This window comes from Nostoc sp. 'Peltigera membranacea cyanobiont' 210A, from assembly GCF_002246015.1.
GTDB lineage: Bacteria > Cyanobacteriota > Cyanobacteriia > Cyanobacteriales > Nostocaceae > Nostoc.
Window position 1 is genome coordinate 193725 of sequence record NZ_NOLJ01000013.1, and the last position, 14971, is coordinate 208695.

Below are 14971 nucleotides of genomic sequence, written 5' to 3' on the forward strand. Positions count from 1 at the left end.
TTTGATCACTGTTTACTGCCTTGTTTTATGAGGGGTAAGACCCCTCACTTGTTCGCCAACAGTCTCANATAATTTGCAGCTACACAGGCGAAGTTCACGGAGGTGGACTAATGAAAAAGTAAGAATTTTAACCCGCGCAGGTGGTCACTGAGCTTGTCGAAGTGCGGGTTTTGTCTGTATAGCCGCGACTTCTAGTCGCCAAGGCTAGTTTTAAATACCTTTATTCAGCAAAATTACTTAAGTAACTTTCAAAAAAATGTAGTAACTTTATCCTAAAACACCGCAAATGACAAACGGGATGGAACTTTTTGATAACCTACACCTTGCTATGTTTAGCGGCAAAGGTGGAGTCGGAAAAACGACAATCTCCTGCACCTTTGCATGTCGTTGGGCGCAGAAATTTACCAATGAGCAAATTCTTTTAATCTCAACCGATCCGGCTCACTCTCTTGGAGATGTCTTACAAGTTAGCGTTGATGACATTCCTCGTCCCATAGCTGAACTACCCAATCTACTAGTAAGGGCGTTGGATGCAAAGCTTCTGCTACAAGAGTTTAAAGAACGTTATGGTCAGGTGTTAGAACTGTTAGTGGAGCGCGGTAGTTTTGTTGAAGGACAAGACTTGCTGCCAGTTTGGGATTTAAATTGGCCTGGGCTGGACGAGTTGATGGGCTTGTTAGAGATCCAACGCCTTTTTCAGGAGCAGCGGGTAGATCGAGTAGTAGTAGATATGGCTCCTAGCGGTCATACTCTCAACTTGTTTGGATTGATGGACTTTTTAGACACTTTCCTCGACTCTCTTGAACTGTTTCAAGAAAAGCATCGGATTATTAGCAAGACCTTTGCTGGAAGCTACACACCCGATCGCGCTGACGAGTTTTTGCAAACCCTGAAAGCTGAACTGTCGCAAGGTCGTCGTCTGCTTCAAGATCCCACGCATACAGCTTGTTTGTTAGTAGCGATCGCCGAACCAATGAGTTGGTTGGAGTCAAAACGATTCCTAGAAGCCTTACAAACCATGCAGGTTCCTTGTGGAGGGTTGTTTGTTAACCAAGTCCTTGCCAGTGCCACTGACCCAGATCGTTACCAAGAACAACAACCGCTCATCAGTCAGTATACGGCTCTTGCTAACGGAAAGCCGATGTTCATTGTGCCACAGCAAGATAAGGAGCCTTTGGGAATTGTAGCCCTCAGCCATCTGATCGACCAAATCCATGTTCCTCAGCTTGAACCACTATCTCCTGTTCATCTACTCCCAATTCAATGGCCTGAAAAAATTCCTCCTAGCTTTGGAGATTTTCTCACCGAAGGTCGTCGCCTATTACTAATTGGCGGTAAGGGTGGAGTAGGCAAAACCACAGTAGCAGCTGGGATTGGTTGGGCTATGGCTCAACAACATCCCGATCGCAAAATTCGCATGGTTTCTATCGATCCAGCCCACTCCTTGGGTGATGCCTTTGGTTTGAGTTTAGGACACGAACCATATCAAATAACTGCCAATCTTCGAGGTCAGGAAGTGGATGGCGATCGCATTGTCGATCAATTCAGAGCCGATTACCTATGGGAGCTGGCCGAAATGATGAGTGGCGAAACCCAAACAAGCGAAGCTATTGAAATGGCCTATGCTCCTGCTGCCTGGCGCAAAATTGTCGATCAAGCTTTACCAGGGATTGATGAAATACTTTCCCTGTTAACAGTAATGGAATTGCTAGAGCAACAAGAAGAAGACTTGATTATTTTAGATACTGCTCCTACAGGTCATCTTCTGCGTTTTCTAGAAATGCCGACTGCACTGGCAGACTGGCTAGGTTGGATTTTCAAACTCTGGATCAAGTATCAGAATGTCCTTGGTCGTACAGAGTTTATGGGGCGTTTACGAACTTTGCGACAGCGCGTAGTCAAAGCCCAAAAAGTGCTAAAAGACCCACAACAAGCAGAGTTCATTGGGGTTACACTTAACCAGACTAGCGTACTTGCCGAACAACAACGCTTGTTCAAATCTATGCAAGAAATAGGTGTGAGCCAGAATTACCTTGTTCTCAACCGCTTTAATTCTAAAGCAACCATTAATTGCGATGACTGCGAGACAAATTTTCCAGGTTTGACAATAGTTCGTTTACCAATGCTTCCTCGCTCAGTTCAGCCTTTAGAACGCATCCAAGGAGCCGCAGCCTGTTTATTTTAACGGCTAATTAGACTAAATACTTTCATACCCAAAGAGAAATTTATTATGCATCGCACTCCAAACCGCAGACAAATTCAAGCCAAATTTAGCACCATGCCTCCTCAACGTTCTCAAGCAACAGCTTACTTAAATGCTTACAAAATGATGTTAGAGAAGGAGCGTTTAGAGGAGGAACTAGAGAAACTCGAAGCACGCCGACATCAGATTCAGCAGCGTCTTGCCATTTTAAATAGTCAAACAATTGCTGAAGGGGACATGACTCATCAGCAAGCAAAGACTGACTTGGAGAAAAAGACACCAAGATTCAAAACCTTAATATTGGAATATTAAGTAATCCTTCACGAGAAAATCTCTTTCCTCCTAGTTTGACAATAAGGCAGAAATCACAAACTGCGGTCTAACTCCCCCTTTGGGTGTGTAGATGTCTTCTGTTAGTAGGGTACAGAATTCACGAATTCGGCAAGCGCTGAAGAGACATACCGCGAACAAAGTTTGATCGCGGTCATTGTTCACACCATGACTGAAGATTAGCTGTATCTCTTGTTGAGTGAGAATCTTAGCGCGTCCATGCCGATTGATTTTCATTGCTAGACTGTAGACTTAGACCCTGTAACCCATAGCCTACAAGAATTTGACCTTGCTTAATCAGAATGCTTTGAGGAACTAAAAACTACGTTAAGCACTCAGTAAAAGACCATCATAGAAACACACCCTCGTGTTACGATCATTCATTGTTTTAAAAATATAAAAATATACTCAGCGTGCAAAGAGACCCGGACGAGATTAGGGCAGATTTAAATAAACTAATTGAAGAAAGTCGATCTATTTTCCCCAAACTAGCTTCTAGGTTGGATGAGGTAAGACGCTGGATAGCGAATAAAAAATCTGGACTTCTAAAAAGAAAACCTCATGTTTTGCAGTTCCTTGAAGAATTGCTGAGTGATGCCACTTTCTGGTTTAAAACCCAATTAATGCCCGAAGATGATAGAAAAGTGGAGTTTGCACAGCTAACACCAACAGAACAATATTGGTATGAATTTTTATTCACGCGTTGGATTAATGAGCCTGACCCCAAGATGCCAATTTGGAAGAAAAAATTAATGGGTGGTAAATTTAAGGGCGATGATAAATCTTTTGTCAATAAAATCTGCCAAGAAATAGAATTTTTAGGAGGAAACACATCAAACTCTTATATTGCTGATTTGTCAATGGCAACTGATTTTATAGCTTCAGGGTCAAGAAATTTACCTTTGTGTGTGCAAATAACCACAGTAAATGATACTCATTCTCGAAATAAGCAGCGAGAATGGCAATTAACCTTAAAATACTGGGGTATTAGAAGAGCAATGTTTGTAAGTTTTAATCCAAGATTAACTCAAGTAAATCAAAAAATTGGTCAATCTGTATTTCAGCGTAGTGATCTAACTCAAGGAAACTGCTATCTTGTAATTAACATAGACAAATAAAGTGTAATGTCTACTCAAAAGGGTCTTGAAAAACAAAGGGTTGATGAAGCTAGAGATGCTCTTCAACGAGCTAGGGCTTTGAGACACTCTAGAAGAGTCCACGGCGTGGATGGAATTCGCCAATTTGTTAAAGATGTAGATGGAGACTGGCTAGACAACTGGACGGATACAACCATTACACAAAATGACTATCCTAAGAGAACAGTTCTTGTTCTAAAATTCAGCCGCTACGTTTCTACACTTCCTTTTCTATTTGTCCTACCATTAGGTCAAAAGCGGAAACCTTGCCCAAAATCTAAGATGAGGTCAAGGTTTCGAGATGATAAAGTTCTGCGCTAACAAATTTAGGTTATGGCAGAAAATAATTCAAGTTGTGTTTATAGCTCATGTGTAAGTAACTTACAAAATTTAATAACTATTAAAAAGAGAGGTGATATCCTCTCTTTTTTATTTATATTTAATTTTACGCTGCTAGCCTTTTATTAAGTGCTTGCTTAGTCTAACCCTCTTCCATCACTCTTGGAGAAAGCAATCGCTGCAAGGCTTACGAGACTTAAGTTTCCAGGTTTTGGCTACATTTTTGAATTTATATTAGAAAATAAAGCCTCAAACCTTGATTTAGTCATAGTTTCAGTTTTCTGCTTCGATTATTGTTTTCTGAGAGTGATGGAAAGGCGCTAAGTAAGTCGGCGGGAATAAACCAAATTATATTACGAAACGTAAACAGGCTTAAAACCCTTACCAATGACAAGTGACCAATGACAAATGACTGTCCCCGCCAGTTAGCTTTATTTGCACCGAGCTACTTACTGGCTACCGCGTGATGTGGTGTAGCCTTTCAGCATTGAGCATACCTTGTCCAGGCTGCTCGCAGGCAATATATTTTGGCGGCTCTATCTGTAGCCGACTTTGAGAGAATTGGTATTACTCTTGTGTCTGATCGCGTTCCTCCTGTTCTGCTTCCAGAATCGCTAATAAAAGAGCTTCTTCCTGAATTTCAAACTCATCTTCAGGAATTTCTCCCATATCAAAAGCAAGTTGGAGTGCAAGAAGTTGCTTACTGAGATTCTCTTTATCATCAATTTCAGTACTCGCATGTTCTAAAATTTTTTCCCCAAGCCACGTTACCCCCATTAATGGGCCAGTAATCGGTAATAGTAAGAAGCGCAGAACCATATTTTTACACTTGTGTTGACTTCTTAAAGGTATCCTCTCAACACCGTAATCATGCTGATGACATAAATATTAAACATTACTAGTCTTGTGTTGATGCCAAAATGCGTTGGATTTGAGTCCAGTTAAGGCTGATTGACATCTGTATTTTATATTCGCCATGTAACAAAAGATACTTTTGTATGACACATTACTATTGAGGAGGTACTTAGAGTTTGACAACAGTATTAAATGCATCTCCCCAGCGATTTGTCAATACACCTGCGGTTCAACGCATCGCTCAACGTGCTTTGCGCTATCTACAGTCAGGTTTTTCAATACATTTACGTGGTGCAGCCGGAGTCGGAAAAACTACTCTGGCAATGCATCTAGCTGATTTGCTCAACCAGCCGATCATCCTCTTATTTGGAGATGATGAGTTTAAAACCTCAGACTTGATTGGTAATCAATTAGGTTATACCCGTAAAAAGGTTGTTGATAACTATATCCACAGCGTTGTTAAAGTTGAGGATGAAGTCCGACAACATTGGGTTGATGCACGATTAACCCTAGCTTGTAAAGAAGGATTTACGCTGGTTTACGACGAATTCAATCGATCGCACCCGGAGGTAAATAACGTTTTACTCTCCGTACTAGAGGAGAGATTGTTAGTATTACCAACAAACCAACATCGAGCCGAGTATATCCGGGTTCATCCTCAGTTTCGGGCAATCTTAACATCAAATCCTCAAGAGTATTGTGGAGTTCATGCAACTCAGGATGCTTTGATGGATCGTGTTATTACCATCGATATGCCTACACCTGATGAACTGAGTCAGCAGGAAATTGTAGTTCATAAAACAGGTATAGATTCTGAGAAAGCAGAAAAAATTGTCCGCTTAGTACGGACGTTTTGGAGTCGATCTAGCTCTGGACAGGGCGGTGGATTGCGTTCCTGTCTGATGATTGCCAAAATCTGCCACGAACACGAAATTTCCGTAAACCCTGGAGATCCTAGCTTCCAAGATATTTGTGCCGATATCCTGCTTTCTCGCACGAATCAACCTCTCATAGAAGCAACTCGCCTACTGGAAGAGGTTTTAAGTGAATTCTATCATAGTATAAATACCCAATCTCAGCCGTCAGAGATAATACCAAACAACCAAAATCAGATTGTATTGGAACAACGAGTACCTTACGAGCATGAAGTCTACAACTACCTGTGTAATTCTCCAGGAAGGCGTTTCTCTGAATTGGCAGTAGAATTAGGGATCGATCGCAGTCAAATTGTGACTGCACTCAAGTCTCTCAGAGAACAGGGAGTATTAGTCCAAATGCAGGGCAATGCCGAGTCGCCGAACATCTCACAAACAGTTGCTTTTGATTCTGGCCATTTAATAAACAAATGAGTACTAATACTAATCGGGGAGCTATCACCACATCAACTCAAGGTTCTACCTTGGCAGATATTCTAGAACGGGTTCTGGATAAAGGCATTGTTATCGCAGGAGATATTTCTATTTCCGTAGGCTCCACAGAATTGCTCAACATTCGGATTCGTTTGTTGATTTCTTCTGTTGATAAAGCCAAAGAGATTGGAATTAACTGGTGGGAAAGCGACCCCTATCTTAATAGTCAAACTCACACCTTATTAGCAACTAATCAACAACTTCAAGAGCGTCTTGCCAGTCTAGAAACAGAACTGCAATCGCTCAAAGCACTCAATCCTAATAATCATCAGAATGCAGGCGATTACTAAATCAAAAGGTTCCGATTCCGGTTTAGCACCGTTGTTACTGACGGTTGTTGAACTGATACGCCAACTCATGGAAGCTCAGGTGATTCGGCGAATGGATGCTGGCACCCTCAGCGACCATGAGCTAGATCGAGCTTCCGAAAGCCTACAACAGCTTGAACAACAGGTTGTTAAACTTTGCGAGATATTTGATGTTGACCCAGCCGATCTAAATATTAACTTGGGTGAAATGGGAAATTTACTTCCCCAATCTGGAGGATATTACCCCGGTGAAACCTCTAGTCAACCTTCTATTTTAGAACTTCTCGATCGCCTATTAAATACGGGTGTTGTGGTTGAAGGTGACTTGGATTTAGGACTGGCTCAGTTAAGCTTAGTTCATGCCAAGTTAAGACTAGTACTCACTTCTAAACCCCTGTAACTTTTTTATCTACATTCTTCTTGGTAAGACATTTATATGAGTTTTTACATTTATGGAATTTTGACCTTGCCTGCTCCGCAAGATTTAAATTTAGAGGGCTTAGATCGGCAACCTGTACAAATTAAAATTTTGGATGATTTTGCAGTCATCTACTCCGAAGCACAGCAAGAGCGTTATTTGGCCAGCCGTCGTAACCTGCTAAGTCATGAGAAAGTCCTTGAGGAGATCATGCAAGGAGGCGATCGCTATTTACTGCCCGTGCAATTTGGACTTTTGGTTTCAAGCTGGGAAACGGTTTCACAGCAATTAATTCGTCCTCATCAAGAAGAATTGACGCAATTGCTTGCGAAGTTATCAGGTTGCCGAGAAGTTAGTGTCAAAGTTTTTTGGAATACTGAGACAGAAATTCAGGGATTATTGGCAGAACACCCAAATCTCAAAACCGAAAGGGATAAACTAGTGGGTCAACCCCTGAGTATGGAGCGGGTAATCCAAATAGGGCAAACCATCGAACAGGGAATGAACGATCGCAAGCAAGGCATCATCGATGTATTTAAAAGCACACTCAACTCCATTGCGATCGAGGTGGTAGAAAATGCTCCCCAAATGGACACAATGATCTACAATTCAGCCTACCTAATTCCTTGGGAAGCAGAATCACAATTTAGCGAACACGTTGAAGCACTCGATCGTCAATTTGAAAACCGTTTGCGAATTCGCTACAACAATTTCACTGCCCCGTATAACTTTGCTCGTCTTCGATTAACCATTTCCAACTGATTAATTCCTCTCCCTATTGAACAGCAATAAAAATTGAGAATCAAAAATTATTGAAACTTTTAATTTTTTTGTAAATAAAATTTTTCTCTGCCTTTTATTTAAGTAAAATCAATGGACGACATATTTAAAGGATTTGAACACCTATTAGAAATTGCCAAAGCTTTAGAAGAAAAAGTAGAGAAAGGGGAGTTAAAAACTTCTATTCAAATTCGCTCTCATAATCTCAGTAGTATTCCCCGGCAAGGCAATATTCCGAGAACAAGTAGTTCCAGCCGAGTCAGATCCAATTCCACCGATGCAGCTACACCAATGGATGATGCTGATGTCACCCCCCCATCAGCTCGGACGAACTCAAAAACTTCTTGGCAAGGTATCGGCGGCTTGGCTGATGTTCTCCAAGAAATCAGAGAGTTAGTCGAAATTCCACTTAAACGTCCAGATTTATTGGTGAAATTAGGGTTAGAGCCTCCGCGTGGGGTTTTGCTCGTTGGCCCGCCCGGTACGGGAAAAACTTTAACAGCCCGTGTTTTGGCAGAAGAGTTAGAGTTAAACTACATTGCCATCAATGGCCCAGAGGTGATGAGCAAGTATTACGGGGAAGCAGAAGCTCGTTTACGAAGTATTTTTGAGAAAGCAACTCGTTCTGCTCCCTGCCTGATATTTATTGACGAAATTGACAGCCTTGCCCCAGATCGCAGCCAAGTGGAAGGTGAAGTTGAAAAAAGACTAGTGGCGCAGTTGCTTGGGTTAATGGATGGGTTTGCCAAAACTGAGGGCGTAATTGTATTAGCGGCAACAAATCGTCCCGATTATCTCGATCCGGCGCTGCGTCGTCCGGGACGCTTCGATCGCGAAGTTCAGTTTCGGGTTCCCGATCGCAATGGACGATTGGAAATTCTGACAATTTTGACAAGTGCCATGCCCTTGGAGACTTCAGTTAATTTAGGAGCGATCGCCGATTTGGCTGTCGGTTTTGTCGGTGCCGATATCAAAGCTCTTTGTCAAAAAGCAGCCTACATTGCCCTTCGTCGTCAAGTCCCCTCGCTCAACAGTCCCGTTCCTGAGAACATGACTATCATGCAGCAGGATTTTCTCGAAGCAATTAAGGAGATAAAACCCTCAGTTCTCAGGTCTGTAGCAATTGAAACACCAAGTGTAAGTTGGGATGACATTGGTGGTTTGGATGATGTGAAACAAAAACTTCAAGAATCTGTTGAAGGCGCACTCCTCTATCCCGAACTATACGAGCAAACCAAAGCCAAGCCTCCCCGTGGGATTCTGTTGTGGGGACCGCCTGGAACGGGAAAAACATTACTTGCAAAAGCGATCGCTTCCCAGGCTAGAGCCAACTTTATTGCTGTGAATGGCCCGGAATTACTAAGCCGATGGGTAGGTGCCGCAGAACAGGCAGTCAGAGAACTCTTTCGCAAAGCTCGGCAAGCAGCTCCTTGCGTTGTGTTTATAGATGAAATTGATACCCTGGCACCAATACGGGGACGATTCACTGGTGATTCTGGAGTTAGCGATCGCGTTGTCGGTCAACTACTCACCGAACTGGATGGGTTGCATGAATGCCCTAAAGTACTGTTAGTAGGAGCAACCAATCGTCCAGAAGCGCTCGATCCTGCCTTGCTCAGAGCCGGAAGATTGGACTTACAAATAAAAATCGATCTACCAGATCGAGCCAGCCGATTAGCGATTTTAGGAGTTCACAATCTAGATCGTCCCTTGGTTGATGTCGATTTAGAAACCTGGGCGACAGTTTCCGAGGGTTGGAATGGAGCGGACTTGGCTTTATTGAGCAATCAAGCTGCTTTAAGCGCAATTCGTCGATACCGCGCCCAAGGATTGACTGACTCCAGCTTGATTCAGATTACAAATGATGATTTCCAAGTTACATACCAAATGCTTGCTAATCAGCATCAATCTCAATAGAGGGCAGGAGGCAGGAGGCAGGAGGCAGGAGGTAGAAGGCAGAAGGCAGTCCCGATGAAACCAGTTTCACCGCCAAGCATGAAAGAGGGACTGGGGACTGGGGACTGGGATTTTTACTCAGCATTCAGTACTTTCAAGTCAGGAGGTAGAAGGAAGAGGTAATTCCTGTTCATGCTTGATTGTGCCAAAACTAGGCATGAATAGCTTACTTAAAAAAAACGCAGAAGTTCACAGCAGAAGCTACTTAAGTAGAACGGTGCAAATAAACAAACTATGTTAATAAGAGTAAGTTTAACTAAAACCCTCTCTCCTTCTGCCTCCTGCCTCCTGCCTCCTGCCTCATCCCAACTACAAATATTTACGCCGTTCTACTTATGTCAATATACGCTTATGCTCTTCTAGTCCCGACCGCATCACCACTTGTTCTACCCTTAGGGATGCAAAGGAATATTGAACTCGTTTACTCTTCTGGTTTAGCTGCGATCGTAGAGCCGGAAATTTCACTGGAGACAATACAGGCAACGGATGAGCATTTACTTCAAGCTGTATTAAACCACGATCGCGTAATTCGAGAACTTTTTCAACAAACTCCCCTTCTTCCCCTACGCTTTGGGAGGGGTTTTACCTCTGTAGAAAAACTGCTGAATCATCTAGAAAAGCACCAAGAGCAATATCTAGAAGCCCTAACTCAGCTAGCAGACAAAGTTGAGTACACCTTAAAAATGACACCCTGTGATTTGCTTGACGATTCTGAAACTATTGATGCCAAGGGAAAAGCCTATTTATTAGCTAAAAAACAACGCTACCAAACACAGCAAGCATTTCAAGCACAACAATGCGAACAGTGGGAACTCTTGAGCCAGTTAATTCTCAAAACATATACAAATGTTATCTGTGAAACTCGACAGTCAGATGTGCGGCAAATCCACTTTTTGGCACAGCGCAACGATTCAACGCTCAGTACGCAGCTGTTTTCCCTTTGGCAGGTACAATGCTCGCACTGGCAATTAGCACTTAGCGAACCTCTACCACCCTATCATTTTCTAAAAAATACTCTCATATAAATTCATAAAAAATAATATTTAAAACTTTCCCAGAAAAAATAAAGATGAGATGATTTTTTCTTGAATTTTTGTCTAAAAAAATATTGTTAACTTTTTAATATTTTTTTATTTTCTTATATTTATCTTATATTTTTGGGAACACTAAACCCAGGAAGAATAAAACACATTGTGTAAGTTTTACCTACTGCTCAATCAGAGCAGGATGAAATCAATAATTAGAGTTGTGAGAGCAAAATAAAATGGCTGTTGAAAAAGTTAACTCATCTTCAAGTCTGGCTGAAGTTATTGACCGCATTTTGGACAAAGGAATTGTAATTGATGCTTGGGTACGTGTTTCTTTAGTTGGTATTGAACTGTTATCAATAGAAGCTCGGATTGTGATTGCTTCAGTCGAAACTTACTTAAGATATGCCGAGGCAGTTGGTTTAACATCCCAGGCTGCTGTTCCATCTGCTGCTTAACACCACATTAGAAAAAGGGAGTCTTTATGGCTTCTAAGCTGATGCGCGTCTAAAGTATATAAATACTCTTGATGGTCGTTGACAGATGACTATTGACGGTTAACAGTCATCTGTCATCAGTCATCAGGTAAATGTACAAATTAAATGCGTAACAGCTTATTTAATATTTCTAGTTAACAAAATAGGAGATATCAGCTGATGGCTCTCAAGAATTTATGGGAACAAGAGCGATCGCAGCGATTGCAAATAACTGCTGAACGTCGTCAAAAAGTTAACCAGTGGAAACAGCTAACTCAACAAGAATTTCAGCTGCAAGCAGATGTGCTTCATCAAGAATTGAACAGTTTTGTTACCAGCCTTGACAACAACAGAAAGTTACAACAGCAGCAATTTCAGCAAGAGATTGTCGAGCGGCAATTGGAAATATTGCAAATAAAAACAGATGTCTCGCAACGCCAGCAAGAATACCGCCAACAGCGTTCAGCAAAGGCTCAGGCATTATTCCAAAACTTGCAAAATTTCCGGGAAATCTTACATAACAGTGTTTGGGGCGATTACAGTCACGAACAAGCAGTTTCCCCGACTCCTGCTAAAGAAGAAAAATTAGTTGTAACAGTTCCAAAATGGTCAATTTCCCGTTCTGCAATTAAAGCTAATGGTTTTCGTCCTTCCGCCAATACCATGACTAAGAAAGTGCCTGCCTTGAATGCAGATACTGTTAAATCTAAAGTGCAGCAATACATTCAGCAAGCTGAAGGAGCTACTCTGATAGAAATTGAAGAAGTGATAGGCTTAAGCCGGGTGCAAACGATAGATGTCCTGCGCTCCTTGATCAAGCAAGGCGTACTAGAACAACGCGATCGCCAATACTTTATTCGGCAACAAGCAATTTCTTGACAAACTTACATTCAAGCTCATTTTTTGTATTTGCAGACTAGCTATTGGGCGATCGCTTGTATCTGTCGCCTGAAGCAGCAGAGTACACAACCGATAAGCATTAAAGCTGGTCTATGCTTTGTAGTATTCAACATTTCCATCTTTTTCAGGTCTGTATTGCAACTCCATCTATACAAGCAATATGCTCAGTAGATGTAATATGGCAAAAGTAATATAGTTAACCTATTAATAATTAGAAAAAGAGCTTTAATCTTTGTTCAAGCTTCCGGCTTTGAACTTTAAAAATATCCAGATTGGAAAGGGATATAACAAGCTGGGATAGCTCAATCAAGGTTTTGAACCCTGCTATTGGCAATCTCACAATGAAGTTAGTAAGCTGGATTGTTTGAGAAATTCTAATGTAAATGCAAAACTCAATATATATAAGGAGGTGCGATCCATTGTGAATCAATTGATCAACCAACTTCAAACTAAATTATTTACAGGTAGGCTGAATCTTGAAGCAAGGGATGGGCCGACTTGGACGCTATATTTTCGTTTAGGACGATTAATTTGGCAGGCTGGCGGTTCTAATGCCGATGAGCGATGGCGACGACACTTGTTGCGGTACTGTTCTAATCTGGATGTGACACAGTTGGAGCGGCTTGTCTCTCCCCAGGAAAATTATCGCGAGTATTCCATTCTTGCTAAGTTGCGAGAACAAAAATTAATCGAACAACAACAACTTGTTAGCCTGATTGCAAGCTCAATAGCTGAAGTCCTGTTTGATATAATGCAGTACATTGAAGCCAAAAGAAATGGCAACAATCCAGCAGGGCAGTTGTCACATACTACCGTTGTTGGTGAAGTTCCTGGGGTTCTCCTAGCTGTAATACCAACAGAGGAAGTCTTGAAACAGGCTACACAAGCCTGGCAAGAATGGCGAGATGCAGGACTGGCAACCTACTCGCCCAATTTATTTCCGATTATTCAACAAATTGAGCTACTCCAAGGACAAGCATCCTCTAAACAGATTATTGCTCTAGTTGATGGCACAAAAACTTTACGAGGTCTAGGGCAAAAAAGCGGTCGGGATGTCTTAGCTTTGACTCGGTTATTGATGACATTGGTAAAAACAGGGGCGATCGCTTTTTCACCCACCCCAAAGCTCAGGCAGGTTGGGATTAGTAAAGAAACTGGCAACCCGTCCAGTGCAGTTAATAATTCCAATTCTTCACTAAAGACAGAAGAGGACACTGTTTTACAAGTTGCGCCCAATTTCAACAAAGTTGCTCCCCCAGCGACTAGTAAAGAAATTGTCAGTCCGTCCAGTGCAGTTAATAATTTCAATTCTTCACTGAAGAAAGAAGAGAACACTGTTATACAATTTGCCCCCCCAGCGGCTAGTAAAGCAATTATTGATGTCTCAAGACCTTTAGTAGCCTGTGTGGATGATAGTCCGATGATCTGTCGCAGTTTGGAGGAAATTCTCACCCATCAAGGTTATCGCTTTGTTGGCATTCAAGAGTCCTTGACGGCAGTTTTAAACCTAATTAAAACCAAGCCCGACTTCATTTTTTTGGATCTGTTGATGCCAAAAGTCAATGGCTATGAAATTTGTTCTCAAATCCGTAAAACTCCAAGTCTCAAAAATGTGCCGGTTGTCATCTTAACTGGGAAAGATGGAATAGTAGATCGGATGCGGGCAAAATTAGTAGGGGCAACTGACTTTTTGGGGAAACCTGTAGAAGCAGAGAAAGTACTCAATGTGCTTCACAAGTATTTAAGTGTTTAGGTTGAAGCGGTAGTCATGACAGTGACTCCCCTACATCCATTTTCAAAAAAGATTTTGGATTGTAAATTGCTTTCTACATCTGGGTTGGTGTTAATTCATTCATCGCAATCATTTTTCAAATTCTGAATAAAATAGTTAGGAAAAAATGAAAAAAGTTCTTTTAGTTGAAGATAGCCTCACAGAATCCGAAAAGATGACACGTTACCTAGAGCAAGGAGGATATTCAGTTTATGAAGTTCGCAGTGGTGAAGAGGCTCAACTCAGGTTGAAACAACAAAAACCTGACTTGATTCTACTGGATTTGATTTTGCCGGGCCAAAGTGGATTTGAGTTCTGCCGCAAGTTGAAAGCCGATCCGATAACAAAAGGAATCCCGGTAGTGATTTGCTCAACTAAAAATACAGATGTTGATAAAACTTGGGGCACTATGAGTGGTGCCGATGGCTATTTAGTAAAACCTGTAGATGAAAATACCTTGCTCCAGACTGTTAATAAATTTATTCGCTAAAGGAAACTAGGGCAATGGTACAGGCCAATGATAGCTTTTCTTCGCTACCCATTAATAGCCAATTTCGACTTGAAAACTCTTCTCAAGGAAACAACCAGAGGTTTTTAAGATTTCCGTTGAATGGAAAGGTAAATGGGTTACTCCCATTAGCTGATTTGCGGGGAGTAATTCAGGTTGCGCTGACCGAGATTTTGCCAGTACCGCAGGTAGCAGAATTCTTGTTAGGCATAATGAATTGGCGGGGAGAAGCGATCTGGATTCTTGATTTAGCAGCTTTGTTGGGAGCAACACACTGGTGTCGGCGAGAAGGTGTGTGTAACTCTGGCATGGCGATGCTTGTTCAAGTCCAGAATCAAACCGTCGGGCTGTTGGTAGAGCAAGTCAATACCATTGAAGTTCATGACCCCCAAGAGCGGTTAGAGATTTCGACATCGATGTTACCTGGCCGACTAGGCTCATTTTTACAGGGTTACTTTGTGGATTCTCAAGGTAGCCCTTTGATGTTACTTGACACCCAGGTTGTGATTCAAGCCCTTCAGCCTCTTTAAACAGAGCTTCCTGCCGAAGAAAGG

17 protein-coding genes are annotated in these 14971 nt (G+C 41.9%); 15 read left to right on the forward strand and 2 right to left on the reverse strand.

All coding sequences use genetic code 11. The features are described from left to right. The first annotated feature begins 286 nt into the window (after positions 1-286). Both CDG76_RS32145 and CDG76_RS32150 read left to right on the forward strand, forming a co-directional pair. Positions 287-2185, forward strand: coding sequence for an ArsA family ATPase (locus CDG76_RS32145; RefSeq protein ID WP_223265476.1), 1899 nt, complete (start codon positions 287-289; stop codon positions 2183-2185). A 45-nt stretch (positions 2186-2230) separates the two neighbouring features. Further along, positions 2231-2515 carry a hypothetical protein gene (locus tag CDG76_RS32150; protein ID WP_094352897.1) on the forward strand — a complete coding sequence of 95 codons (285 nt, stop codon included), beginning with the start codon at positions 2231-2233 and terminating at the stop codon, positions 2513-2515. A gap of 30 nt (positions 2516-2545) precedes the next feature. Here the strand turns inward: CDG76_RS32150 and CDG76_RS32155 are convergent, their stop codons facing one another. Continuing rightward, positions 2546-2770: a site-specific integrase gene (locus CDG76_RS32155; RefSeq protein WP_223265477.1), complete on the reverse strand. Its 225-nt coding sequence runs from the start codon at positions 2768-2770 to the stop codon at positions 2546-2548. Positions 2771-2946: 176 nt separating this feature from the next. Between CDG76_RS32155 and CDG76_RS32160 the strand changes: the two genes are divergently transcribed. Together CDG76_RS32160 and CDG76_RS32165 are read left to right on the forward strand one after the other, a co-directional pair. Next, entirely contained in the window at positions 2947-3651 is a 705-nt protein-coding gene (locus CDG76_RS32160) for a hypothetical protein (RefSeq protein ID WP_094352898.1), read from the forward strand. Between the two features lie 6 nt (positions 3652-3657). Then, on the forward strand, positions 3658-3990 hold the full coding sequence (locus CDG76_RS32165; RefSeq protein ID WP_094352899.1) for a hypothetical protein: 333 nt from the start codon (positions 3658-3660) through the stop codon (positions 3988-3990). A gap of 585 nt (positions 3991-4575) precedes the next feature. Here the strand turns inward: CDG76_RS32165 and CDG76_RS32170 are convergent. Further along, a complete protein-coding gene (locus tag CDG76_RS32170; protein ID WP_094352900.1) occupies positions 4576-4827 on the reverse strand; it encodes a gas vesicle protein GvpG in 252 nt (83 codons plus the stop codon). A 212-nt stretch (positions 4828-5039) separates the two neighbouring features. Here CDG76_RS32170 and gvpN point away from each other — a divergent pair, with 212 nt between their 5' ends. The 11 genes from gvpN (at position 5040) to CDG76_RS32225 (ending at position 14947) form a co-directional block, all read left to right on the forward strand. Continuing rightward, positions 5040-6212 (forward strand): gas vesicle protein GvpN, encoded by a 1173-nt coding sequence (gene gvpN, locus CDG76_RS32175; protein ID WP_094352901.1) that lies wholly within the window; start codon positions 5040-5042, stop codon positions 6210-6212. Then, positions 6209-6562 carry a gas vesicle protein gene (locus tag CDG76_RS32180; RefSeq protein ID WP_094352902.1) on the forward strand — a complete coding sequence of 118 codons (354 nt, stop codon included), beginning with the start codon at positions 6209-6211 and terminating at the stop codon, positions 6560-6562. Before gvpN ends, CDG76_RS32180 begins: the two co-directional genes overlap by 4 nt. Further along, positions 6546-6980, forward strand: coding sequence for a gas vesicle protein K (locus tag CDG76_RS32185; RefSeq protein ID WP_094352903.1), 435 nt, complete (start codon positions 6546-6548; stop codon positions 6978-6980). Before CDG76_RS32180 ends, CDG76_RS32185 begins: the two co-directional genes overlap by 17 nt. 36 nt (positions 6981-7016) lie before the next feature. Then, positions 7017-7760, forward strand: a complete 744-nt coding sequence (locus CDG76_RS32190) for a GvpL/GvpF family gas vesicle protein (protein ID WP_094352904.1) — start codon at positions 7017-7019, stop codon at positions 7758-7760. Positions 7761-7871: 111 nt separating this feature from the next. Further along, positions 7872-9695 carry an AAA family ATPase gene (locus tag CDG76_RS32195; protein WP_094352905.1) on the forward strand — a complete coding sequence of 608 codons (1824 nt, stop codon included), beginning with the start codon at positions 7872-7874 and terminating at the stop codon, positions 9693-9695. A 374-nt stretch (positions 9696-10069) separates the two neighbouring features. Beyond that, the gene (locus tag CDG76_RS32200) at positions 10070-10759 is read left to right on the forward strand and encodes a GvpL/GvpF family gas vesicle protein (RefSeq protein ID WP_094352906.1); all 690 of its coding nucleotides are present in this window, start codon (positions 10070-10072) and stop codon (positions 10757-10759) included. Positions 10760-10998: 239 nt separating this feature from the next. Continuing rightward, positions 10999-11220, forward strand: a complete 222-nt coding sequence (gene gvpA / locus CDG76_RS32205; protein ID WP_012408764.1) for a gas vesicle structural protein GvpA — start codon at positions 10999-11001, stop codon at positions 11218-11220. Between the two features lie 198 nt (positions 11221-11418). Further along, entirely contained in the window at positions 11419-12117 is a 699-nt protein-coding gene (locus CDG76_RS32210; RefSeq protein WP_094352907.1) for a gas vesicle protein GvpC, read from the forward strand. A gap of 442 nt (positions 12118-12559) precedes the next feature. Beyond that, the gene (locus CDG76_RS32215) at positions 12560-13891 is read left to right on the forward strand and encodes a response regulator (RefSeq protein WP_094352908.1); all 1332 of its coding nucleotides are present in this window, start codon (positions 12560-12562) and stop codon (positions 13889-13891) included. 145 nt (positions 13892-14036) lie between these two features. Continuing rightward, a complete protein-coding gene (locus tag CDG76_RS32220) occupies positions 14037-14399 on the forward strand; it encodes a response regulator transcription factor (RefSeq protein WP_094352909.1) in 363 nt (120 codons plus the stop codon). A gap of 14 nt (positions 14400-14413) precedes the next feature. Further along, on the forward strand, positions 14414-14947 hold the full coding sequence (locus CDG76_RS32225) for a chemotaxis protein CheW (protein ID WP_094352910.1): 534 nt from the start codon (positions 14414-14416) through the stop codon (positions 14945-14947). Positions 14948-14971 lie beyond the last annotated feature (24 nt).

Coding starts and splice junctions, on each gene's coding strand:
- CDG76_RS32145 (WP_223265476.1), top strand. CDS start 287: ATGACAAACGGGATGGAACTTTTTGATAACCTACACCTTGCTATGTTT.
- CDG76_RS32150 (WP_094352897.1), top strand. CDS start 2,231: ATGCATCGCACTCCAAACCGCAGACAAATTCAAGCCAAATTTAGCACC.
- CDG76_RS32155 (WP_223265477.1), bottom strand. CDS start 2,770: ATGAAAATCAATCGGCATGGACGCGCTAAGATTCTCACTCAACAAGAG.
- CDG76_RS32165 (WP_094352899.1), top strand. CDS start 3,658: ATGTCTACTCAAAAGGGTCTTGAAAAACAAAGGGTTGATGAAGCTAGA.
- CDG76_RS32170 (WP_094352900.1), bottom strand. CDS start 4,827: ATGGTTCTGCGCTTCTTACTATTACCGATTACTGGCCCATTAATGGGG.
- CDG76_RS32180 (WP_094352902.1), top strand. CDS start 6,209: ATGAGTACTAATACTAATCGGGGAGCTATCACCACATCAACTCAAGGT.
- CDG76_RS32185 (WP_094352903.1), top strand. CDS start 6,546: ATGCAGGCGATTACTAAATCAAAAGGTTCCGATTCCGGTTTAGCACCG.
- CDG76_RS32190 (WP_094352904.1), top strand. CDS start 7,017: ATGAGTTTTTACATTTATGGAATTTTGACCTTGCCTGCTCCGCAAGAT.
- CDG76_RS32195 (WP_094352905.1), top strand. CDS start 7,872: ATGGACGACATATTTAAAGGATTTGAACACCTATTAGAAATTGCCAAA.
- CDG76_RS32200 (WP_094352906.1), top strand. CDS start 10,070: ATGTCAATATACGCTTATGCTCTTCTAGTCCCGACCGCATCACCACTT.
- gvpA (WP_012408764.1), top strand. CDS start 10,999: ATGGCTGTTGAAAAAGTTAACTCATCTTCAAGTCTGGCTGAAGTTATT.
- CDG76_RS32210 (WP_094352907.1), top strand. CDS start 11,419: ATGGCTCTCAAGAATTTATGGGAACAAGAGCGATCGCAGCGATTGCAA.
- CDG76_RS32220 (WP_094352909.1), top strand. CDS start 14,037: ATGAAAAAAGTTCTTTTAGTTGAAGATAGCCTCACAGAATCCGAAAAG.
- CDG76_RS32225 (WP_094352910.1), top strand. CDS start 14,414: ATGGTACAGGCCAATGATAGCTTTTCTTCGCTACCCATTAATAGCCAA.